The organism is Cerasibacillus terrae (assembly GCF_008039555.1).
GTDB classification, from domain to species: Bacteria; Bacillota; Bacilli; order Bacillales; family Amphibacillaceae; genus Cerasibacillus; species Cerasibacillus terrae.
On sequence record NZ_VDUW01000003.1, the window covers coordinates 60,332 to 84,242 of the forward strand.

Below are 23,911 nucleotides of genomic sequence, written 5' to 3' on the forward strand. Positions count from 1 at the left end.
AGGAAGAGAAAATGCTTAGAAACCGGTTTTGGGTATTATTCTATTCATCTTCTCTCATGGTAAGAGGGGGACGAATAGAATTTTTTATTTTAATATACAATTATACAATTTTTTAAGACAGAAAGCAGGGGTTTTATGACTTTGGTCGGTGTTATTATGGGAAGTATCTCAGATTGGGAAACAATGGAATATGCATGCAAAACATTGGATGAGTTAGAAATACCATATGAAAAAGAGGTTATTTCAGCACATCGTACACCAGACATGATGTTCGAATATGCGAAGACAGCACGTGAGCGTGGTTTAAAAGTAATTATTGCAGGAGCAGGTGGAGCGGCACATTTACCTGGAATGGTTGCATCACAAACAAACCTTCCAGTAATAGGAGTTCCTGTTCAGAGTCGGGCATTAAATGGAATGGATTCTTTACTATCTATTGTACAAATGCCTGGTGGTGTACCAACAGCAACGGTTGCTATTGGAAAGGCAGGTGCAACGAATGCAGCTATTTTAGCAGGGCAAATAATCGGTGCATATGATGCGGATGTTTATGAGAAATTAAAAGCATATCGTGAAAACTTACAAGATAAAGTTGCAGAAATGAGGGAAGACCTTGCCAATAAATAATGTCATTTTACCACCACAAACCATCGGAATTATCGGAGGAGGACAACTTGGCCGTATGATGGCTATTGCAGCACGCGAAATGGGCTATCAAATTGCTGTTCTTGATCCAACACCGAATTGTCCAACCGCACAAATTGCTGAACACCATATTCAAGCAGCCTATGACGATATGGATGCAATTAAGAAACTGACAGATATAAGTGATGTTGTCACATATGAATTTGAAAATGTTGATTTACAGGCAGCACAATATATTGAACAAGCCGGTAAATTACCACAAGGTGCCTTCGCATTAGAAATAACTCAAAATCGTGAAAAAGAAAAACAATTAATGAAGGATGCAGGTCTACCTGTACCAATGTTTAAAATTGTCCATGACGGAAAAGCTTGTCAACAATTAATGGAAGATATGCCATATCCAGCAGTAATTAAAACTTGTAGTGGAGGATATGACGGAAAAGGCCAATTAAAGCTTGAGTCAGAAGAAGACCTTCCAGCAGCAATGGAATTTGCTGATAAACATAAACATTGTATTATCGAACAGTGGATTTCTTTTGATAAGGAAATTTCAGTTGTCTTTACACGAAGAAAAGACGGAGAATTAGCGATTTTCCCAATTGGTGAAAATGATCATAAAGACCATATCTTGTATCAAACAACCGTACCAGCAAGTATTTCTAAAACTGTAAAAGAAAAGGCAACTCAAGCAGCGCGTGCCTTAGCAGAGAAGATTGATGTAGTTGGTACGTTTGCGATTGAAATGTTTGTTCGTGGGGATTCCGTTTATATTAATGAAATGGCACCACGACCTCATAATTCAGGACATTATACGATTGAAGCGTGTAATATATCTCAATTTAAGCAACACATCCTCGCCATTTGTGGTTTACCATTAATGGAAATTTCATTATTACAACCATCGATCATGATTAATATTCTTGGTGAAGATTTAGATGGGGCATTAAAGCAAATGCGAACATTTAATCAAGGATTTATTCATCTTTATGGTAAAAAGGAAGCGAAAGAAAAGCGAAAAATGGGACATATCACATTTACTGCTAAGGATACTAAAGCGCTAGTACGAATGATTGAAGGATACAAGGAGGCAATATCGTGATTGAGCGGTATACCAGAAAAGAAATGGGTCATATTTGGTCAGAAAAAAATAAATATGATGCTTGGTTAGAAGTTGAAATCTTAGCATGTGAAGCATGGAGTGAGCTTGGATTTATTCCAAAAGAAGACGTGAAAAACCTTCGTAAAAATGCGTCCTTTGATGTGAAACGAATCGCAGAAATTGAACAAGAAACACGTCATGATGTTGTCGCATTTACTCGTTGTGTTTCTGAAACCTTAGGAGATGAGAAAAAATGGGTCCATTATGGCTTAACTTCAACAGACGTTGTGGATACGGCTCAGTCCTATCGTTTGAAACAAGCAAATGAAATTATCCGGAAAGATTTACATGTTTTCATTGAAATTTTAAAAGAAAAAGCAATCGAACATAAACATACGGTGATGATGGGAAGAACACATGGAGTACATGCAGAACCTACGACATTTGGTTTAAAACTAGCTCTTTGGTATGAAGAGATGAAGCGTAATCTAGCCCGTTTTGAACTTGCAGCAAAGGATATTGAATTCGGAAAATTATCTGGAGCGGTTGGAACATATGCAAATATCGACCCATTTGTGGAAAAGTATGTTTGTGAATATTTAGGATTACAGCCTGCACCAGTATCTACACAAACATTACAAAGAGATCGCCATGCAGCATATATTGCAACACTTTCTTTAATTGCTACATCGATTGAAAAATTTGCAACAGAAATCCGTGGCTTACAGAAAACGGAAACACGTGAAGTAGAGGAGTTTTTCGCTAAAGGACAAAAAGGTTCTTCTGCCATGCCACATAAACGAAACCCGATTGGTTCTGAGAATATGACAGGAATAGCCCGGGTACTACGTGGGTTTATGGTAACTGCCTATGAAAATGTTTCATTATGGCATGAGCGCGATATTTCACATTCATCTGCAGAACGAATTATTTTACCAGATGCTACAATCGCCATCAATTATATGTTAAACCGCTTCTCTAAAATTATTAAAAATTTAACCGTTTTTCCAGAAAATATGAAAGGTAATATTGACAAAACACATGGTGTGATTTTTTCACAAAGGGTTTTATTAACGTTAATTGATAAAGGGATGTCACGAGAGAAGGCATACGACATCGTTCAACCAAAAGCGATGGAAGCCTGGGAAACAGAAACTCATTTTAAACAATTAATTGAAAAAGAAAAGGCAATTACAAATGTATTATCTGAAGAAGAAATAGTGAACTGCTTTGATTACACGTATCATTTGAAAAATGTAGATGCTATTTTTGAAAGAATTGGCTTGAACTAAATCCATTATCCATTCATGTAAAAAAATCATTGGAGGAATAAACATGGAAAATAAAACATATCCAACACCAGAACAAATTGAACAAGAAATGCACTTCTTAGAAATGGGCCTCACTGAAGAAGAATATAACCGCGTAAAAGAACTCCTTGGTCGATTACCGAACTATGTTGAAACTGGATTATTCTCAGCCATGTGGTCTGAACATTGTAGTTATAAATCATCCAAACCTTTGTTGAAAAAATTCCCGACAAAAGGAATAAACGTTCTTCAAGGTCCAGGTGAAGGTGCCGGGGTAGTCGATATTGGTGATGAACAAGCAGTTGTCTTTAAAATGGAAAGTCATAATAGCCCTTCTTTTGTTGAACCATTTGAAGGTGCTGCAACTGGAGTTGGAGGTATTGTTCGTGATGTGTTTTCCATGGGAGCAAAACCAATTGCACTAATGAATTCCCTTCGCTTTGGTAATTTAAATCAAGGTCGCTCCAATGAATTACTAACAGAAGTTGTTCGGGGAATTGCTCATTATGGGAATACCCTCCAAGTACCAACGGTTGGTGGAGAAATTCAATTTGATGATTGTTATGAAGAGAATCCACTCGTTAATGCAATGTGTGTCGGTTTAATTGATCATAAAGACATGCAAAAGGGAATTGCTGCCGGTGTTGGAAATATCGTTATTTATGCCGGAAGAGATACAGGGTTAGACGGAATCCATGGTGCAACATTTTCGTCAGGTGAGGTTGAAAGTGAGGCAGATAATACTTCTGCTGTAGCAATTGGTGATCCACATATTGAGAAACGTTTGATTGATGCTTGTTTAGAAGTGATTCATTCAGATGCATTAGTGGGGATGCAAGATATGGGAGCGGCAGGCTTAACTTCATCTGCAAGTGAGATGGCCAGTAGTGCCGGAACAGGAATGGAAATGAATTTGGATTATGTACCACAAAGAGAAAAAAACATGACCGCATATGAGCTGATGCTTTCGGAATCCCAAGAGCGGATGCTACTTGTCGTTAAAAAAGGTCGTGAACAAGAAATTATTGATACTTTTACAAAATATGATTTAACGGCTGTAGCAATTGGACAAGTTATTGAAGAAAAATCTTTTCGTCTGATTCATCATAATGAAGTGGTGGCAGATGTACCAGTAGATGCTTTAGATAAAAATGCACCTACCTATCATTTACCATCTGAAAAAGCAGTATATTATGAAAAATTCCAACAAATGGAGAGTGCCGTTCCAACTATTGAAAATCATGGAGAAATATTAAAGCAACTCTTACAACAACCAACAATTGCAAGTAAGGAATGGGCATACAATCAATATGATACAAATGCACAAGACAATACCATTGTTGGACCTGGTTCAGATGCAGCTGTTGTTCGAATAGAGGGAAAAGATAAAGCTATTGCAATTACAACCGATTGTAACTCTCGTTATATTTACTTGGATCCTGAAACAGGTGGAAGGATTGCTGTAGCAGAAGCAGCACGTAACATTGTATGCTCTGGTGCAAAGCCGCTTGCCTTAACAGATGGTTTGAACTATGGAAACCCAACAAATCCAGAAGTCTTTTGGCAAATGGAAAAAAGTATTGATGGAATTAGTCAAGCATGTGAAGCGTTACAAACACCAGTTATTAGTGGAAATGTCTCCATGTATAATCAATCAAAAGGAAAGGCAATTTTCCCAACACCGATTATTGGAATGGTTGGATTATATGAGTCACTTGAACATATTACACCGGATCATTTCCAAACATCAGGGGACCTTATTTACCTAATTGGAGAAACGAAAGCAGAATTTGATGGTAGTGAATTACAAAATGTTTTACAAGGGAAATACGAAGGAAAAGCTCCATCTCTGGACTTGGAAGTGGAGAAAACAATGCAAGAACAATTATTATCTGCTATTAAACAAGGAACTATTGTTTCTGCACATGATATAGCAGAAGGTGGCTTGGCTGTCGCATTAGCCGAATGTTTATTTGGTGATAAAATAGTCGGTGCTGAAGTCGAACTAACTGGTGATTTAACAACACAATTATTTAGTGAATCACAATCAAGAATATTAGTCTCTGTGAAGAGGGAACATCAAGAGCAATTTGAAAAAATGGTACAAAATGCGCACAAACTTGGTATGGTAACAGATTCAAAAGATTATATTGTAAAAACAAATGGGAAAACAGTAATTCGAGAAGATGTAGGGACACTTCAAGAATTGTGGAAGAACACAATCCCAACATTACTAAAAAATAAAGCATAAGTGAGGCATCCAATATGTTTGGTATATGGGGACATGAAAAGGCCACGGAAATCACATACTACGGACTTCATGCGCAACAACATCGTGGTCAAGAAGGAGCAGGAATTGTTGTTAGTAATGGAAAAACATTAAAACTTCATAAAGAAGATGGCTTAGTCAATGATGTATTTGAACGAGCTGATTTTGAAAAGCTAGCCGGTTATGCAGCAATTGGTAATATACATTATGTGACAAACGGTAATCGAGGGTTTGATAATGTACAACCCCACCTTTTCCATACGCAAAACGGAAGTATGGCAGTAACCCATGTCGGAAACATTATGAACAGCCACACACTACGGGGCGAGCTTGAGGATGAAGGTAGTCTGTTACAAACAACAACAGATACAGAACTTCTCGCACATTTAATAAAACGAAATGGAAAGGACATCAATGAACAATCCATTATTGAGGCTTTACAAAATCTAGTTGGTGCTTATGCATTTGTTATTTTAACAGAGGAGAAAATGTATGTAGCGCTTGATCCACATGGTATTAGACCTCTTTCTATCGGAAGGCTTCATGATGCATATGTCTTTTCTTCTGAAACATGTGCCTTTGACATTATTGGTGCGAAATATGAAAGAGACGTTCTCCCAGGAGAATTAATTACTATCTCCAAAGAAGGGCTAGAATCGATTCGTTTTGCTATAAGGGAAAAACGTGCATTATGTGCAATGGAATATGTTTATTTTTCTCGCCCAGATAGTGATTTGAATGAGGTGAACGTACATGCTTCCCGTAAACAAATGGGGATTGAACTGGCAAAAGAATCCCCTGCTGATGCGGATGTGGTAACAGGTGTACCCGATTCCAGTATTTCTGCTGCTATTGGGTATGCAGAACAATGTGGACTTCCTTATGAAATGGGATTAATTAAAAACCGTTATGTAGGAAGAACATTTATTCAGCCAACTCAGGAATTACGTGAACAAGGGGTGAAAATGAAACTTTCCCCCGTGAGAGGAATTGTTGAAGGAAAACGTGTCGTTATGATTGATGACTCAATTATTCGAGGAACAACCTCTATGCGAATTGTTCGAATGTTAAAAGAAGCCGGTGCAAAGGAAGTTCATGTCCGTATTGCTTCACCAACAGCTAGACATTCATGTTTCTATGGAATTGATATGTCAACAGAAGAAGATTTAATTGCTGCCAATCGCCCTGTTGAAGCAATTCGTGAATTGATTGGAGCGGATAGTTTGGCATTTTTATCTCCTGAAGGAATGGAAAAAGCGATTGTAAAAGACACATCTATCAATCAAGGTGTTTGCCAAGCCTGTTTTACAGGTAATTATCCGGTAACGATGAAAAGAAAAGGAATATTAAGTGAAAACAAAAGTAAGTAAAGGTGGGAAACCCATGTCCAATGTGTATAAAAGCGCTGGAGTAGATGTAGAAAAAGGGTATGAAGCTGTCGAGAGAATGAAAAAACATGTTCAAAAAACCACTCGTCCAGAAGTTCTTGGAGGACTTGGCGCATTTGCAGGAATGTTTGACCTGTCGTCATTTTCTTATAAAGAGCCTGTGCTTGTTTCTGGCACAGACGGTGTCGGCACAAAGTTAAAACTTGCATTTCAAATGAACAAACATGATACAGTCGGAATTGATTTAGTTGCTATGTGTGTCAATGATATTGTTAGTCAAGGTGCAGAGCCCTTATTTTTCTTAGATTATATTGCCTGTGGGAAGAATAATCCGGAAATGATTGAACAAATTGTTAGTGGAGTTGCAGAAGGTTGTGTCCAATCTGAATCATCATTAATTGGTGGAGAGACGGCAGAAATGCCTGGAATGTACAAAGATGCTGAATATGATTTGGCCGGATTTGCTGTTGGTATTGCTGATAAACAACAATTGATCACTGGAGAGAATATCTATGAAGGAGATGTAATTATTGGCCTTCCATCAAGTGGAATTCACTCTAATGGTTACTCTTTAGTACGAAAAGTGATTGCAGACCTTGATTTAACAAAAAGCTATGATGGATTTTCTAAGCCATTAGGTGAAGTATTATTAACACCTACAAAAATCTATGCGAGAGCCCTAAAAGAAGTGATGGCGACATCTGAAATAAAGGGAGTTTCCCATATTACAGGTGGTGGATTCTATGAAAATATACCTAGAATGCTACCAGATGGACTTGGAGCAAACCTTGAAAAATCAAGTTGGAAAGTGCCAGAAATTTTCACCTTTTTACAAAAGCATGGTGATATACCAACAGAGGAAATGTATGGTGTATTTAATATGGGGATTGGCATGATGGTTGTTGTTTCAAAGGAAGAAGCAACAAAAACATTAGAGAAAGTACAAAAACATGAACCAAATGCATCCATTATCGGGGTTGTTACAGAAGAAGAAGGGGTACAGTTTTCATGAAAGAAAAAGTAAAAGCAGCTGTCTTTGCTTCTGGAACAGGAAGTAATTTCGAAGCAATTATAGAAGAAAAAGACTTAGCTTGTGAAATTGCTTTATTAGTTTGTGATCAACCAGCTGCAACTGTCATTCAAAAAGCAAATAGATATCATGTACCGACTTTCGTCTTTCAACCAAAACAATTTACAAATAAATTATCATTTGAAACAGAAATTGTAAAAAAATTAAAAAAGCATAATATTACATGGATATTTTTAGCAGGGTACATGCGATTGATTGGACCAACTTTATTGAATGCTTATGAAGGAAAAATCATTAATATCCATCCGTCCTTATTACCTGAATTCCCAGGCTTAGATGCAATTGGACAAGCATATCGAGCTAAGGTGAAAAAGACAGGGGTAACGATTCATTATGTTGATGAAGGAATGGATACAGGCCCAATCATTGCCCAAGAAGAAGTGCCAATTTTTCCAGAGGATTCACTAGAACAACTGGAAAATCGGATTCACGAAGTAGAACATCGTCTATACCCACAAGTCATTCAATCATTAATAAAGTAGGGCTGTTTTTAAAAGAATTGTTGCTTTTGAAGGAATAATCGTATAAGTAGCAGCCCTTTAACAATATATGTGAAATCAGCCTAACATTAAATACAAGGAGTCTTACGATGAAAAAAAGAGCTTTAATCAGTGTTTCAGATAAAACAGGGATTGTTGACTTTGCAAAAGGTCTTTCACAATTAAACTATGAAATCATCTCAACAGGTGGTACATTAAAAAAATTACAAGATGCAGGATTACCGGCTATTGCTGTTGACCAAGTAACTGGATTTCCGGAAATCTTGGATGGTCGTGTAAAAACATTACACCCGTTTATTCATGGAGGATTATTAGCTAAAAGGGATCTGCCAGAACATCAAGAACAATTAAAAGAGCATAATATTCAACCAATTGATATGGTTGTTGTGAATCTTTATCCTTTTAAAGAAACATTACAGCGTGAAGGTGCAACAAAAGAGGATATGATTGAAAACATCGACATCGGTGGTCCAACAATGCTTCGAGCAGCAGCGAAAAATTACAATGATGTAGCTGTTATCGTTGATCCAACAGACTATGAAAATGTATTAGCTGCTTTACAAGAAGAAAATCTAGACCTTTCATTCCGTGAACGCCTAGCTGCAAAGGTTTTCCGTCATACCGCACAATATGATGCATTAATTGCTCAATACTTTATGAAAGAAACAAATGAAGTATTTCCAGAGTCATATACCGTTACCTTTGAAAAAGTTCAATCTTTACGTTATGGGGAAAATCCACATCAAGAAGCTGCTTTTTATAAAGATCCAATCACAGCACCGATGAGCATCGCATCTAGTAAACAATTACATGGAAAAGCATTGTCTTATAATAATATCCAAGATGCAAATGCATGTATTGAGATGGTTGCTGAGTATGATAAACCAGCAGCAGTTGCAGTAAAACATATGAATCCATGTGGAATCGGTGTGGCAGATACACTGGAAGTAGCCTTTCAAAAAGCTTATGATGCAGATCCAATCTCCATTTTTGGAGGAATTGTAGCATTAAATCAGGAGGTTACTGCTCCTGTAGCTGAAAAACTAAGTGAAATATTTTTAGAAATTGTTATTGCACCACATTTTACAGAAGAAGCATTTGAAATCTTAACAAAGAAGAAAAATATTCGTTTATTAGAATTGCCAATGGATGAAAACGTATCAATATCAAATAAATTAGTTAGTGTAAATGGTGGCGTACTTATTCAAAATCGTGATCTCGGTGCAATAAATGATGCTGAATTAATTGTTCCAACGAAACGAAAACCAACAGAAAAAGAATTAGAGTCATTGAAATTTGCTTGGAAAGCAGTAAAACATGTGAAATCCAATGCCATTGTTTTGGCGAAGGATGAACAAACAATTGGAGTTGGAGCAGGCCAGATGAATCGTGTTGGAGCAGCAAAAATTGCAATTGAGCAAGCTGGTGAAAAAACAGTTGGTTCAGTAATGGCTTCAGATGCATTCTTCCCAATGCCAGATACAGTAGAAGCAGCAGCAAAAGCAGGTATCAAAGCAATCATTCAACCAGGTGGCTCCAAGCGTGATCAGGACTCTATTGATATGTGTGATAAATATGGTGTCGCAATGGTCTTTACAGGAATGAGACATTTTAAACATTAATGGTAAAAGGGGAAAAATAAATGAAAGTACTAGTTGTTGGTCGTGGTGGTCGAGAGCACAGTATTGTAACCAAACTTGCTGAAAGCAAACAAATTGATGAACTGTTTATTGCACCAGGAAATGATGGCATGCTAGAACAAGCAACATGTGTTGCCATTGATGAAACAGACATCGATGGACTTGTACAATTTGCAAAAGACAAAGAAATTGATTTTACCTTTGTCGGACCAGAAAATCCATTATCATTAGGGATTGCTGACCGATTTGTGGAAGAGGACTTAACCATTTTCGCACCTAAAAAAGAGGCAGCAATGTTAGAAAGTAGTAAAAGTTTTGCCAAAGAATTTATGAAAAGACATCAAATTCCAACAGCAGACTATGCGACATTTACAGATGCTGAGGAAGCAAAAAGGTACGTAGAAGAAAAAGGCGCACCAATTGTTGTAAAAGCAGATGGTCTGGCAGCAGGAAAAGGAGTCATTGTTGCCATGACCAAAGAGGTAGCACTACAGGCGATTGATGATATGATGATTGATAAGGCATTTAATCATGCAGGCTCAAAAATTGTCTTGGAAGAATTTCTAGAAGGACGGGAGTTTTCCTATATTGCCTTTGTTCATAAAAAACGTGTTTATCCAATGATTCCAGCTCGTGACCATAAGCGTGCCTTTGATAATGATGAAGGTCCAAACACAGGTGGCATGGGTTCATTTGCACCCGTTCCAGATATTACGAAGGAAACATTAGCATATGCAACAGAAGTTATTTTACAGAAAACGGCAGATGGAATGGTTGAGGAAGGCCGGCCATTTACAGGAATTCTTTATGCAGGACTGATGATGACAGAAGATGGCCCAAAAGTAATTGAATACAATACTCGTTTTGGTGATCCAGAAACACAAGTTGTTTTACCTTTATTAAAGAATGATTTATTACAAGTCTTATTAGATATTTTACAGGATAAAGACCCACAGCTCACTTGGGAAGACAAAGTATGTGCAGGTGTTGTCTTGGCTGCCAATGGCTATCCAGGAAAATATGAAAAAAGTCATCCAATCCCAACGTTTAGTGGGGAAGATGTATTTACGGTGTATGCAGGAGTGAAAAAAGAGAACAATCAATACGTATCAAATGGTGGACGTGTCCTTCTTGTTGGATCGAAACAATCGACATTAGAAGAAGCGTTAGACAGTGTTTATCAATCAATGGGCCAAGCATTAAAAGGAAATACTGATTTCTTTTATCGGAAAGATATCGGTAAATAAGTTTATTTTACAAGGGTAATTTCTATCTAGTTGATGGAAATTATCCTTTTTCTATTATAGTATGGAATAGAAAATAGCCGAATAGAGGATTGACTTCATGATTTCTATTGTCATGAAACCGTCATTTTCGTATTTTAAAAGATTACTGTGATAAAGTGTTTTATGTTAAAATGGAAGAAATAAATGAATGAATAGAAAGTTGGTTTATTTATGTTAGAAAATGGTTATTGGAGAAATCGGGATATGAGAAATCATGTCCGCATTATTGATGGAACACTTGCGCCTACACTTGTATTGAAAAATGCAACGTATTTAAATACATACACAAAGAAATGGCTTGAAGCAAATATATGGATTTATCATGAACGAATTGTTTATGTTGGAGAAAACTTACCTGAAAAAGATGAAGGAATAACATATATGGACTGTAAAGGGCAATTTCTTGTTCCTGGCTACGTCGAACCACATGCACATCCTTTTCAATTGTATAATCCAGAACAATTGGCACTGCATGCAGCGCAATTCGGTACAACCACTTTAATCAATGATAATTTAATGTGGCATTTTTTAATGGATGAAAAGAAAGCGTTTTCTTTCATTGAAGAATGCGGTGATCTCCCGGTTAGTATGTTTTGGTGGGCTAGATTTGACGCACAGACCGAGTTACAGGATGAGGAGAAGGTGTTTAATACACCATCCGTATTGAAATGGCTGGAACATCCTTTGGTTGTCCAAGGTGGTGAATTAACAGCATGGCCTTCCCTTTTAGCTGGTGATGATCGCCTATTATATTGGATTCAAGAGGCAAAACGCCTCGGTAAACCAGTTGAAGGGCATTTTCCAGGAGCATCTGAAAAAACACTAACAAAATTAAAATTACTCGGTATCAATGCTGATCATGAATCAATGACAGGAAAAGATGTACGAAAACGGCTAGAGCTAGGGTATCAAGTCGGATTAAGGTATTCATCAATTCGTCCAGATTTACCAAAACTATTAGAGGAAATGCTGGAAGAAGGAATAAACACTTTTGATAGCTTAACAATGACAACAGATGGGGCAACACCAGTATTCTATGAACATGGTTTACTAAATGTTTGTATAGAAATTGCTATTGAGAAAGGTGTTCCGATTGAAGATGCTTATCGAATGGCATCATATAATGCGGCAAAGCATTTTCATTTAGAAGAAAGTCTTGGAAGTATAGTTCCAGGGCGAATTGCGCATATCAACTTTTTAAAAGCGAAAGATAACCCACATCCAGTAAGTGTGCTTGCAAAAGGGCAATGGATTGTAAAGAACGGAGAAAATGTACCAACTCCACCACGAATTAATTGGGATAAATATGGAATAAATGCATTGGAATTGGGTTGGGAGTTACAAGAAGACGATCTTCAATATTCCATTCCAGTTGGGTTGGATTTGATGAATGATGTCATTATGAAACCTTACCCAATTGAAATTGACATGACACCAGAACAATTACCAACTGATAAGAATGATGCATTTCTTACCCTGATGGATCGCAATGGAAAATGGCATGTAAATACAACAATTCGAGGATTCACGAAGCGTTTAGGAGGACTTGCAAGCTCATACTCTAATACAGGAGACATTATTTATATTGGAAAAAACAAACAAGATATGCTATTAGCAAGTAAAAGATTAAAGGAAATTGGTGGAGGTATTGTCGTTGTTCATAAAGGTGAAGTGTTGATAGAAATTCCGTTAAAATTGGATGGCGTTATGAGTTTAGAAAATATGGAAAAATTAATCGAAAAACAGAAAGAATTAACAACTTGTTTAAAAGAATTCGGTTATTTATATGATGACCCTATTTATTCCATCTTATTTCTATCATCCACACATCTACCATATATTCGAATTACCCAACAAGGAATTGTGGATGTGATGAAACGAGAAATTCTCTTTCCTGCTACAATGAGATAGCATATAATGAGAAGGTAATTCATCATATTTTTAATAAAATATCAAAACAGCAGGGAGTAGGGAATTTTGAAAAAATGTATTATTTTCGCACTTGCAATGGTATCAGTCATTCTTATTTCTGTGGGTTGTTCAAAAGATGACGAAGATAATAGCTTTTCTACAGATGAAAAACGGGCAACATCTGGAACATATCCTTTTACAGGCTTGGAAGGAAAAGGAATAGATAACAGGATGATTGGTGTAATGGTTAATAACCATCCAAAAGCTCGACCACAAACAGGGTTAAGCAAAGCAGATATTGTATTTGAAATATTAGCGGAAGGTAATATCACCCGTTTTCTAGCCTTATATCAGAGTGAATATCCAGATGTTGTTGGGCCTGTACGTAGTGCTAGAGAATATTATTTTGACTTAGCGGATCGCTATGATGCAATGTATATCCATCATGGCGCAGCAAACTTTATTAATGATATGATAGAAGAACGTGGTATTGACCGTATTAATGGTTCACACTATGATAATGATGGGAAACTATTTAAACGAGCGAATTCACGTAAAGCACCACATAACTCTTATTTGCAATTTGGAGCAGTAGCAGATGTTGCTAGTGAAAAGGGGTATGAATTAACAAAGGAATATGCGGAGCTTCCGTTTTTAACCGAAGATGAAATGGATAATTTATCAGGTGAACGAGCGACAACCGTTGAGATTACGTACTTTAAAAGTCCATCAACAACTGTTTCCTATGAGTATGATGAAACAAATGAAGTATATTATCGTTTGAATGATGGTGAACAAACAGTTGAACTAGAAACAGATGCATCAATCCAATTAGATAATATTTTTATTGTTGAAACAACACATGAAGTAATCGATTCTGAAGGAAGAAGAGCAGTTGATTTAGAAAGCGGTGGTAATGCCTACTTATTACAAAAAGGTACAATTCAAAAAGTGGAGTGGGAAAATAAAGATGGGCGTATTTTACCTATAAAAGATGGAGAGACGGTTAGTTTTGTTCCGGGAAAGACATGGATCAATGTTGTCCCAACAAATCCAGGATTAGAACAAGCAATTACAATAATAAATGAGTAATCTCAGATGCAGTAGAGCAGAGGAGGGATGTTGTTGCAAATTGATAAATTACGAGGAAAGCAGCTAGATCAATTATTTGATGCAATTCTTTCCCTTGAAGATCGGGAAGAATGCTATAAATTTTTTGATGATATTGCAACAATGAGTGAAATCCAATCATTAGCCCAGCGCTTTCAAGTAGCTAAAATGCTAACAGAAGGCGAGACATACAATGCGATTGAAAAGGAAACAAAAGCATCCACTGCAACGATTTCGCGTGTACGCCGTTGCATTGATTATGGAAGTGATGGCTATAAACTTGTTATTGATCGGATTAAAGAGAAAGAAGATAATGAATAAGGTAATGAATCAATACGAATAAGAATAAAACTCCATTAAAATAAAGGTTAGGTTTTCAACGCCTAGCCTTTTATTAATAAATGACTCTATCATACTCCATCATGCATGCCCTTAATAAAGGTCATGATGGCCATAAGGTAAGCGAAAGGCAGCTTGGAAAGTCCTTCATCAAGGTTTTTAAAGGGCAAATGATAAGCGAATAGGTTACTACGTATATTTCTTTCGCTCATGTTACTTGGTCCATTTAATATTTACACAATTATTCGGACATGACCAGTAAATATACGTCCAAATGCCTTACTTCAGGAGAATAAGTACATTTTTTAAAGTGCATTGTGTAACTCCTCTATTTTCCTACAACATCTAATCATAACATCCCTACCATTTCTCTAAATTCCTGCGACAATTTTTGCTATAATAAATGAATGGATTATTTAAACTGGAGGGCTATACCTTTGAATATAAATATACATGAATGGAAACATGTTTTTAAATTAGATCCCGCAAAGGAAATTACGGATGAACAATTAGAACAAATATGTGAGTCAGGAACAGATGCAATTATTGTCGGTGGAACAGATAATGTTACCCTAGACGGTGTACTTGATTTGTTAGGAAGCATTAGACGTTTCACAGTTCCTTGTATTTTAGAAGTTTCGAATATGGAATCTATTACACCAGGATTTGATTATTATTTCATTCCAATGGTACTAAATAGTAAAGAGAAAAAATGGATGATGGACATCCAACATCAAGCTATTAAAGAATATAAAGACATGATGAATTGGGACGAGATTTTTGTTGAAGGATATTGCATTTTAAATAAGCATGCAAAAGCTTTTCAAAAAACAAATTGTGATATGCCACAAGAAGAAGATGTGCTAGCATATGCATATATGGCGGAGAACATATTCCATCTACCTATTTTTTATGTGGAATATAGCGGAACATATGGAAATCCACAATTAGTGGAACAAGTAAAAGCGGAATTAAATGAAACACTCCTATTCTATGGTGGAGGAATTACGAATGCCACCCAAGCAAAGGAAATGAAACAATATGCAGATGTGATTGTTGTGGGGAATAGTATTTATACGGATTTTAAAGAAGCATTAAAGACAGTTAAAGCAGTAAAATAATATATGTCTCTAAATGATGTTCATTCTGATAGAAACGAAGGAAATACTTTTCTATAAGGTGGTGTTAAAGGTGAGTCTGACAACAGACAACCTATTAAGCGGATTAAATAAACAACAAAAGAAAGCTGTCAAAACAACCGATGGGCCATTATTAATTATGGCGGGGGCAGGTAGTGGGAAAACAAGAGTACTAACACATCGAATTGCCTATTTGATGCATGAGAAGGATGTTGCACCCCGAAATATTTTGGCAATTACCTTTACAAATAAAGCGGCACGAGAAATGAAGGAACGTGTAGCGAAATTAGTCGGTCAAGAAGGGGCATACATGTGGGTATCGACTTTTCACTCTATGTGTGTACGTATATTGCGTCGAGATGTGGACCGAATTGGCTATAATCAAAACTTTTCCATATTAGATAGTGGGGACCAATTAACCGTTGTAAAACAAGTATTGAAAGACTTAAACATCGATCCGAAGAAATTTGATCCACGTGCAATGCTTAACCAAATTAGTGCTGCAAAAAATGAGCTAATTACCCCAGAATCATTCGAAAAAGATGCAAATAACTTTTATGAACGGCAAGTTTCTCGTGTGTATACTGCATATCAGAGCATACTTAGAAAAAATCATTCCATGGATTTTGATGATTTAATCATGCAAACCATCCATTTATTTAAGCGTGTTCCGGAAGTGTTGACATATTATCAACGAAGATTTCAATATATTCATGTGGACGAGTACCAAGATACAAACCATGCTCAATACTATTTAGTAAAACAACTTGCTAATCGTTTTCAGAATTTATGCGTTGTTGGTGATTCAGATCAATCAATTTATCGCTGGCGAGGCGCAGATATTAAGAATATCCTCTCATTTGAAAAGGATTACCCTGCTGCAAAGACGATTTTCTTGGAACAAAATTATCGTTCTACTAAATCGATACTAGATGCTGCAAACCATGTGATTCAACATAACACAGGAAGAAAACCGAAAAATTTATGGACCGAGAATCCAGATGGACAAAAGATTAATTATTTTCGCGGGATGACAGAGCAAGAAGAAGCATTTTTCGTTATGGAAACAATTCAACAACTAACAAGGAAGAAAGACTATCAACCAAGTGATATTGCCATTTTATACCGTACAAACGCCCAATCACGTGCGATGGAGGATGCTTTTGTAAAAGCGGGTATGCCATATCAAATGGTTGGTGGCCAGAAGTTCTATGAACGAAAAGAAATTAAAGATATGATTGCTTATTTACGTCTGATAACTAATCCAGATGATGATATTAGTTTTGAGCGGGTTGTTAATGTTCCAAAACGTGGAATTGGAAAAACATCTGTTGACCGTTTACGTGCCTATGCAAATGAACATGATATTTCTTTGTTTGAAGCGACAAGAGATGTTGATTTTACCGGGGTAACAAAGCGAGCTGCAAATGCATTAGAATCATTTGCTAATCTGATACGAACATTAAGTCAACAACAAGAATATTTAACAGCAACAGATATGGTAGAAGAAGTATTGACTCGTTCAAGTTATGAAGAAATGCTACAAAATGAGCGAAGCATTGAAGCACAAAGCCGTTTAGAGAACTTAGAGGAATTTAAAACTGTTACACATGATTTTGAGGCGAAAAATGAAGATAAAACCTTAATTGCATTTTTAACAGATTTAGCACTCATTGCCGATATTGACCGAGTGGATGAAGATGATCCAACAAACGAAGAGAAAGTGACGATGATGACATTACATGCTGCAAAAGGGCTTGAATTTCCTGTTGTATTTTTAATTGGAATGGAGGAAAATGTGTTTCCACATAGTCGTTCCATGATGGATGATGAGGAAATGGAAGAAGAGCGTAGACTTGCATATGTTGGGATTACAAGAGCAGAGAAGCTTCTTTACGTCACACATGCCCAAATGCGGACACTTTATGGCAGAACAAATATGAACCCTATTAGCCGTTTTATCAATGAAATTCCAGAAGAATTAGTCGATGGAATGAAGGAAGTTAAAGAGCAGATGTTTGGTTCTTCATTTGGCGAAAGTTCTATAAAACGAACTAAACAACCTTTAAAAAGAAGAGCAAAACAAATAAATCAAACAACAGGAGCAGAAAATACAGCTTGGCAAGCAGGGGATAAGGCTGTCCATAAGAAATGGGGAGTCGGCACCGTTGTTAAAGTAGATGGAGAAGGTGACTCCATGGAGCTTGATGTTGCTTTCCCAGCACCAACTGGTATCAAACGATTATTAGCAAGGTTCGCTCCGATTACGAAACAATAGGAGGTGCTTGGAATGAATAAACAACAAGCACAAGAAAAAATAGCTGCATTAAAGGAGTTATTGACCCAATATAGTCATGAATATTACGTATTAGATAAGCCGAGTGTTCCTGATGCAGAATATGATGAGAAGTTACATCAATTGGAAAAGATAGAAGCTAATTTTCCAGAATTAATCACGCCAGATTCACCAACCCAACGCGTCGGTGATAAACCATTGGACTTCTTTGAAAAAGTGCGTCACACGGTTCCAATGCTGAGTCTGGGAAATGCTTTTAGTGAAAGTGAACTGCGTGATTTTGACCGTCGTGTAAGACAAGCCATTGGGGAAGATGTTAGATATGTTTGTGAGCTGAAAATGGATGGCCTAGCAGTTGCCTTACGCTATGAAAACGGCCATCTTGTTCAAGGCTCGACCCGTGGAGATGGAACAACTGGTGAGAAGATCACAAGCAACTTGCGAACCATTCGCAGTATTCCATTAACCATCGAAGAAAAGAATACGATTGAAGTACGTGGAGAAGCATTCATGCCACACCGTTCTTTTATACAACTAAATAAACAACGCGAAAAAGAAGGACAAGATCTATTTGCTAACCCCCGGAATGCAGCGGCAGGTTCTTTACGCCAATTAGACCCGAGAATAGCTGCATCACGTAATTTAGATGTGTTTTTGTATGGTATTGGCGAATGGGAAGGAAAGCCAGTTGCAACACATAGTGAGCGTCTAGAATATATGAGGCAACTTGGCTTTAAAATAAACCCAGAATGGAAAAAATATGATTCAATCGAGGAAGTTATTGAATATGTAGAATATTGGACAGAACACCGTCCCCATTTAAACTATGAAATTGACGGGATTGTAATTAAAGTAGATTCGATTGAGGCACAAGAACAATTAGGCTATACGGCAAAAAGTCCACGATGGGCCATTGCTTATAAATTTCCAGCAGAAGAAGTGATGACTACTTTACGTGATATTGAATTAAGTGTTGGACGCACAGGTGTTATCACACCAACAGCCATATTGGATCCAGTAAAAGTAGCAGGGTCTACTGTACAACGAGCATCCCTTCATAATGAAGATCTTATTCGGGAAAAAGATATTCGAATAGGTGATACGGTTGTGATTCGAAAGGCTGGAGATATTATTCCAGAAGTGGTACAAGTCATTGTAGACAAACGATCAGGTGTGGAAGAGGAGTTTTTCATGCCAACAACATGCCCTGCCTGTGAAAGTGACCTAATTCGTATAGAAGAAGAAGTAGCCTTACGTTGCATTAACCCAAACTGTCCGGCACAGCTTCAAGAAGGTTTAATCCACTTTTCTTCTCGAAATGCGATGAATATCGAAGGCCTAGGTGAAAAAATAGTTGCCCAATTGTTTCGGGAAAAGTTAATCCAAACCATTCCTGATGTATATCGCTTAGAAAAAGAAAAATTATTAACACTAGATAGGATGGGGAAAAAATCAGCCACAAATCTTTTAGAAGCAATTGAAAAGTCCAAGGAAAATTCACTTGAAAAACTCTTGTTTGGCCTGGGAATCCGATTTATCGGTGTTCGTGCAGCCCAAATTTTAGCAATGGAATTCAACACAATGGAAAATATCCAGAACGCAACATATAAAGATTTCATTGCTGTTGACGAAATCGGTGATAAAATGGCGGATGCCCTCGTGCAATATTTTTCCGATGAAAAAATTATTTCCATGTTACATCAATTAAGTGATTTAGGTGTAAACATGACATATAAAGGTAGACAACCAAATGATGCGTCAAAGGATACTATATTCTCTGGGAAAACAGTTGTATTAACTGGTAAACTCGAATATTTCACAAGAAAAGAAGCGAAAGAGCAAATTGAAACACTTGGTGGGAAAGTGACCGGAAGTGTTAGTAAAAATACAGATATTGTTATTGCTGGAGAAGCAGCAGGCTCAAAATATGAGCAAGCGAGAAAACTAAATATTACTATTTGGAATGAAGAACAATTGAAAGAAGCACTTGAACATTAATTTTATAGTGAATGCAGAGGTGAGAACTTTGTGAAAAAATTATGGATTACTTTAATATGTCTCCTATTGGTGTTAACAAGCTGTGCACCAGGGGATAAAAAGAAAGAAGAAATTGTTCATGATGAAAAGGAAAAGAAAGAATTATCGATTGTGCCTAGTTATAAATTATCAAAAGAAAACTATCGAATGATTCTTCCTTACAAACCTGGTGCCGCTAGAGGGGTTATTGTCGATCAAATAGCGAATCGGGTAGATGTTGACGAGGTTGAAGAAGGGTTAAGACGGCACTCGAAGGCATATTTTGATCCGGAAAAACATATTTTTCGAGAGGGTCAATTTTTAACAAAAGATTTAGTTATTGATTGGTTGGGAAGAAAATTAACGAAGAAGCAGCTAGAAAAAGAGGTACAAGAAGATATTGATTACCTGAAAGAAAATCAAATGACCGTTAATGAAGAAAAAATCAGGAAAGAGTATACACAGGGGTTAAACCCTCCAGTAAAGAATAAAAATGACGAAAAAGAACAAAAGAAACAACCTAAATATTTATCCCATATTGTGGAGCAAAACTATTTAATTACGAAGGATAAACAAGCGCAAGTAGCAGGTATTTCTATTGGACTTGCAATGAAATCTGTTTATCATTTCTATACAGAAGACAAAGAAAAAAAGCGAACCTTTCATGAAGTAGAAATAACAAAAAAAGAAGCATTAGAAGAAGGATATAAACTTGCAGAAGAAATTCTAAAAAGAATGCGAAAAATGGATGGGTTACAAGATACCCCAATTATGTTTGCAATATATCAAGAAGAAGATAGAGAATCTCCAGTTCCGGGTAATTTTATGGCAAAAACACTTGTTGATAAAGGAAAAAATGATATTGGGAAATGGGAAATGATTAAGGAAGAACATATCCTTTTTCCTTCTAAACAAGCAAGTGATAAATATTTCGAAGACGCGGAAGTAGTTAAACAATTCACGAATAACATAGCAGATTATTTTCCGAATTATGTTGGGATGATCGGGAGAGGGTTTTATGTTAATGAGGAGCTACGTCAACTTGTCTTAGAAATTCCACTAGAATTTCATGGAAAAGGAGAAGTGCTTGGATTCACTCAATATGTATATGGACAGATCAAAGAACTCTTGTCTACCAATTATGATTTAGAAGTAAAAATTAAGTCAAACAGTAAAATGGAAAGTGTTCTTTATCGTGAAGCGGGAAAAGAAGAGCCGAGAGTGCATATTTTTCAATAGTTTGATTTGAATAATTGAACCATTTTACATTTTCCGTTAGAATAGGGAGTGGGCATCCACTCCCATTTTTAAATAAGGAATGGGAGTTTATTAAAGAATTGTGAAAGCGTACCCATTTTCTTAACTTCAATTAAAACAAGGAGGCTTTTAACATGGTAGTAGCATACAGACACGAACCTTTTACAGATTTTACTGTAGAAGAGAATAAACAGAATCTATTAGAAGCTATTAAACAAGTAGAAAAAGACTTAGGTAAGGAGTACCCATTAATAATCAATGGAGAGAGAGTTACAACGGAAGACAAAATTACTGTTGTAAATCCTGCAAATAAAGAAGAAGTAATCGGATATGTCTCTAAAGCAAACAAAGATCTAGCTGAGAAAGCAATGAAAGTTGCAGATGATAGATTTGAAACATGGCGTAAAGTAGATCCGAAATTTCGCGCAGACATATTATTCCGCGCAGCAGCAATTGTTCGTCGTCGTAAAGCAGAATTTACGGCACACCTTATTAAAGAAGGTGGAAAACCTTGGAAAGAAGCGGATGCCGATGTTGCAGAAGGAATTGACTTCATGGAGTATTACGGACGTCAAATGCTTCGTTTAAAAGACGGTGTAGAAATAAACAGTCGTCCAATTGAATATAATCAGTTCCATTATATCCCATTAGGTGTTGGTGTTGTTATTTCACCATGGAACTTCTTATTTGCAATTATGGCTGGTACAACAGTTGCAGCAATGGTAACTGGAAATACTGTATTATTAAAGCCTGCAAGTACAACACCAGTTATTGCATATAAATTTATGGAAGTACTAGAAGAAGCAGGAATGCCAAAAGGTGTTGTAAACTATATTCCAGGATCAGGTGCTGAAGTTGGTGACTATTTAGTAGAGCATCCACGTACTCGTTTTGTAAGCTTTACAGGTTCCCGTGAAGTAGGAACAGGTATCTTCGAACGAGCAGCAAAAATCCAAGAAGGCCAAATTTGGTTGAAGCGCACCATCTTAGAAATGGGTGGAAAAGATACGATTGTAGTTGATAACAATGCAGACTTAGAACTTGCTGCACAATCTATCGTTCAATCTGCATTCGGTTTTTCAGGACAAAAATGTTCTGCATGTTCTCGTGCTGTGATTCATGAAGATGTTTATGAACAAGTGAAAGATCGTGTAGCAGAACTTACAAAAGAATTGACAGTAGGTAACCCAGCAGAAGCTACAAACAACTATATGGGACCAGTAATTGACCAAGCAGCATATGATAAAATTACAGGCTATATTGAGATTGGAAAAGAAGAAGGTAAACTGATTGCTGGTGGAGAAGGAGACGACTCGAAAGGTTGGTTCATTAAGCCAACAGTATTCGCAGATGTTGATCCAAAAGCACGCATCATGCAAGAAGAAATCTTTGGACCAGTTCTTGCACTAACAAAAGCAAAAGATTTCGATGAAGCAATTGAAATCGCAAATAACACAGAGTACGGTCTAACAGGTGCTGTAATTACAAATAACCGCGAACATCAAGAACAAGCAAGAGAAGACTTCCATGTTGGAAACTTGTACTTCAACCGTGGCTGTACAGCAGCAATCGTTGGATACCAACCATTTGGTGGCTTCAATATGTCTGGAACAGATTCTAAAGCAGGTGGCCCAGACTACTTAATCCAACACATGCAAGCAAAAACAACATCTGAAATGTTTTAATGAATAATAGTATAACAAGGGGCTAAGACAAAACCCCCAGTAAATATAAAAAAGAAGTCAGGCAGTTTCCTAAATAGACTGCTTGACTTCTTTTCATTCATAAGAAAACGTCGGCTTGAAAATTAAATCATATCATTGCTAAAGACATTGACTTGCACTCCAGATGGCTACTTTTCGTGAACACAGCTTCAACCTCCTCAGAAAGCGGGGATTTTAGATATTAAGCGCTATTTTTATGCTGTTTTTTCTAATTTAGTATAGATTAGGCACTATTCATGCCCGTATTCCCTATATTCTTCCAAACCAGTCTAGATAAAACGCTATCCGTGCCCAAATTTACCATACCATTCCAAAATCAGTATAGAAAGTAGATTAGGATCCGCATTCATGGCGGGAAACTTGAAGGATATTCCTCCATTGATTATTGAAAAATACATGGGTAATACTAAAAAGATACATTTATTTATATTGCATAATATCTCATAGATACAATAAAAGGCTATGCATCAACACTTTCACGAATATATATACTTTCATTTATTAAGGTAAAATGGTATTATCAAAGATGTTACAATTGTTTTTTAGCATATTTTTAATATGTTAATGAGATATATGTAGATTATATTTGGAGGTGTAGATAATGAGCAAAGTAACAGAAGAAAAAGTAAGACAATATGCTGAAATGTTACGCCTTGCGATAACAGATGAGGAAGCAACACGCTATACAGAACACCTAAACGCAATGGTGGATTATGTTCAAGTTTTAGATGAAGTAGATACAGATGGTGTAGAACCAATGGTACATGGGATTGATTTACAAAATGTATTGCGTAAAGATGAGCCGAAAAAATGGATTACACAAGAAGAGGCATTAAAAAATGCCCCAGATAAAAAAGACGGTCATTTTCGTGTACCAGCGATTATGGATTAA

Annotated in this window: 18 protein-coding genes; all 18 read left to right on the forward strand. The window is 36.7% G+C overall.

Annotated elements, in window-relative coordinates:
* Window positions 1-135 precede the first annotated feature (135 nt).
* Complete coding sequence (purE, locus tag FHP05_RS05930; RefSeq protein WP_147666330.1) at window positions 136-627, forward strand: 5-(carboxyamino)imidazole ribonucleotide mutase; 492 nt, start codon at window positions 136-138, stop codon at window positions 625-627.
* Complete coding sequence (gene purK, locus FHP05_RS05935; protein WP_147666331.1) at window positions 614-1,744, forward strand: 5-(carboxyamino)imidazole ribonucleotide synthase; 1,131 nt, start codon at window positions 614-616, stop codon at window positions 1,742-1,744. The genes purE and purK overlap by 14 nt, the downstream gene beginning before the upstream one ends.
* On the forward strand, window positions 1,741-3,036 hold the full coding sequence (purB, locus tag FHP05_RS05940) for an adenylosuccinate lyase (protein WP_147666332.1): 1,296 nt from the start codon (window positions 1,741-1,743) through the stop codon (window positions 3,034-3,036). Before purK ends, purB begins: the two co-directional genes overlap by 4 nt.
* A 43-nt stretch (window positions 3,037-3,079) precedes the next feature.
* The gene (gene purL / locus FHP05_RS05945; RefSeq protein ID WP_147666333.1) at window positions 3,080-5,305 is read left to right on the forward strand and encodes a phosphoribosylformylglycinamidine synthase subunit PurL; all 2,226 of its coding nucleotides are present in this window, start codon (window positions 3,080-3,082) and stop codon (window positions 5,303-5,305) included.
* Window positions 5,306-5,319: 14 nt separating this feature from the next.
* Complete coding sequence (gene purF, locus FHP05_RS05950; RefSeq protein ID WP_147666334.1) at window positions 5,320-6,693, forward strand: amidophosphoribosyltransferase; 1,374 nt, start codon at window positions 5,320-5,322, stop codon at window positions 6,691-6,693.
* A gap of 13 nt (window positions 6,694-6,706) precedes the next feature.
* Window positions 6,707-7,723 (forward strand): phosphoribosylformylglycinamidine cyclo-ligase, encoded by a 1,017-nt coding sequence (gene purM, locus FHP05_RS05955; protein ID WP_147666335.1) that lies wholly within the window; start codon window positions 6,707-6,709, stop codon window positions 7,721-7,723.
* On the forward strand, window positions 7,720-8,283 hold the full coding sequence (gene purN / locus FHP05_RS05960; RefSeq protein ID WP_147666336.1) for a phosphoribosylglycinamide formyltransferase: 564 nt from the start codon (window positions 7,720-7,722) through the stop codon (window positions 8,281-8,283). The genes purM and purN overlap by 4 nt, the downstream gene beginning before the upstream one ends.
* Window positions 8,284-8,390: 107 nt before the next feature.
* Window positions 8,391-9,923, forward strand: a complete 1,533-nt coding sequence (gene purH, locus FHP05_RS05965) for a bifunctional phosphoribosylaminoimidazolecarboxamide formyltransferase/IMP cyclohydrolase (protein WP_147666337.1) — start codon at window positions 8,391-8,393, stop codon at window positions 9,921-9,923.
* 20 nt (window positions 9,924-9,943) lie between these two features.
* Window positions 9,944-11,188, forward strand: a complete 1,245-nt coding sequence (purD, locus tag FHP05_RS05970) for a phosphoribosylamine--glycine ligase (protein WP_147666338.1) — start codon at window positions 9,944-9,946, stop codon at window positions 11,186-11,188.
* A gap of 210 nt (window positions 11,189-11,398) precedes the next feature.
* Window positions 11,399-13,138 (forward strand): adenine deaminase C-terminal domain-containing protein, encoded by a 1,740-nt coding sequence (locus FHP05_RS05975; protein WP_147666339.1) that lies wholly within the window; start codon window positions 11,399-11,401, stop codon window positions 13,136-13,138.
* A 66-nt stretch (window positions 13,139-13,204) separates the two neighbouring features.
* Window positions 13,205-14,230: a DUF3048 domain-containing protein gene (locus FHP05_RS05980; protein ID WP_230973940.1), complete on the forward strand. Its 1,026-nt coding sequence runs from the start codon at window positions 13,205-13,207 to the stop codon at window positions 14,228-14,230.
* 33 nt (window positions 14,231-14,263) lie between these two features.
* Window positions 14,264-14,569 carry a YerC/YecD family TrpR-related protein gene (locus FHP05_RS05985; protein WP_147666340.1) on the forward strand — a complete coding sequence of 102 codons (306 nt, stop codon included), beginning with the start codon at window positions 14,264-14,266 and terminating at the stop codon, window positions 14,567-14,569.
* A 425-nt stretch (window positions 14,570-14,994) separates the two neighbouring features.
* Window positions 14,995-15,708, forward strand: coding sequence for a heptaprenylglyceryl phosphate synthase (gene pcrB / locus FHP05_RS05990; protein ID WP_147666341.1), 714 nt, complete (start codon window positions 14,995-14,997; stop codon window positions 15,706-15,708).
* A 70-nt stretch (window positions 15,709-15,778) separates the two neighbouring features.
* Window positions 15,779-18,004 (forward strand): DNA helicase PcrA, encoded by a 2,226-nt coding sequence (gene pcrA / locus FHP05_RS05995; protein ID WP_147666342.1) that lies wholly within the window; start codon window positions 15,779-15,781, stop codon window positions 18,002-18,004.
* Window positions 18,005-18,016: 12 nt separating this feature from the next.
* A complete protein-coding gene (ligA, locus tag FHP05_RS06000) occupies window positions 18,017-20,020 on the forward strand; it encodes an NAD-dependent DNA ligase LigA (protein WP_147666343.1) in 2,004 nt (667 codons plus the stop codon).
* Window positions 20,021-20,050: 30 nt separating this feature from the next.
* Entirely contained in the window at window positions 20,051-21,277 is a 1,227-nt protein-coding gene (locus tag FHP05_RS06005) for a CamS family sex pheromone protein (protein ID WP_147666344.1), read from the forward strand.
* Between the two features lie 152 nt (window positions 21,278-21,429).
* Window positions 21,430-22,980, forward strand: a complete 1,551-nt coding sequence (gene pruA, locus FHP05_RS06010) for an L-glutamate gamma-semialdehyde dehydrogenase (protein ID WP_147666345.1) — start codon at window positions 21,430-21,432, stop codon at window positions 22,978-22,980.
* 640 nt (window positions 22,981-23,620) lie between these two features.
* Complete coding sequence (gatC, locus tag FHP05_RS06015; protein ID WP_147666346.1) at window positions 23,621-23,911, forward strand: Asp-tRNA(Asn)/Glu-tRNA(Gln) amidotransferase subunit GatC; 291 nt, start codon at window positions 23,621-23,623, stop codon at window positions 23,909-23,911.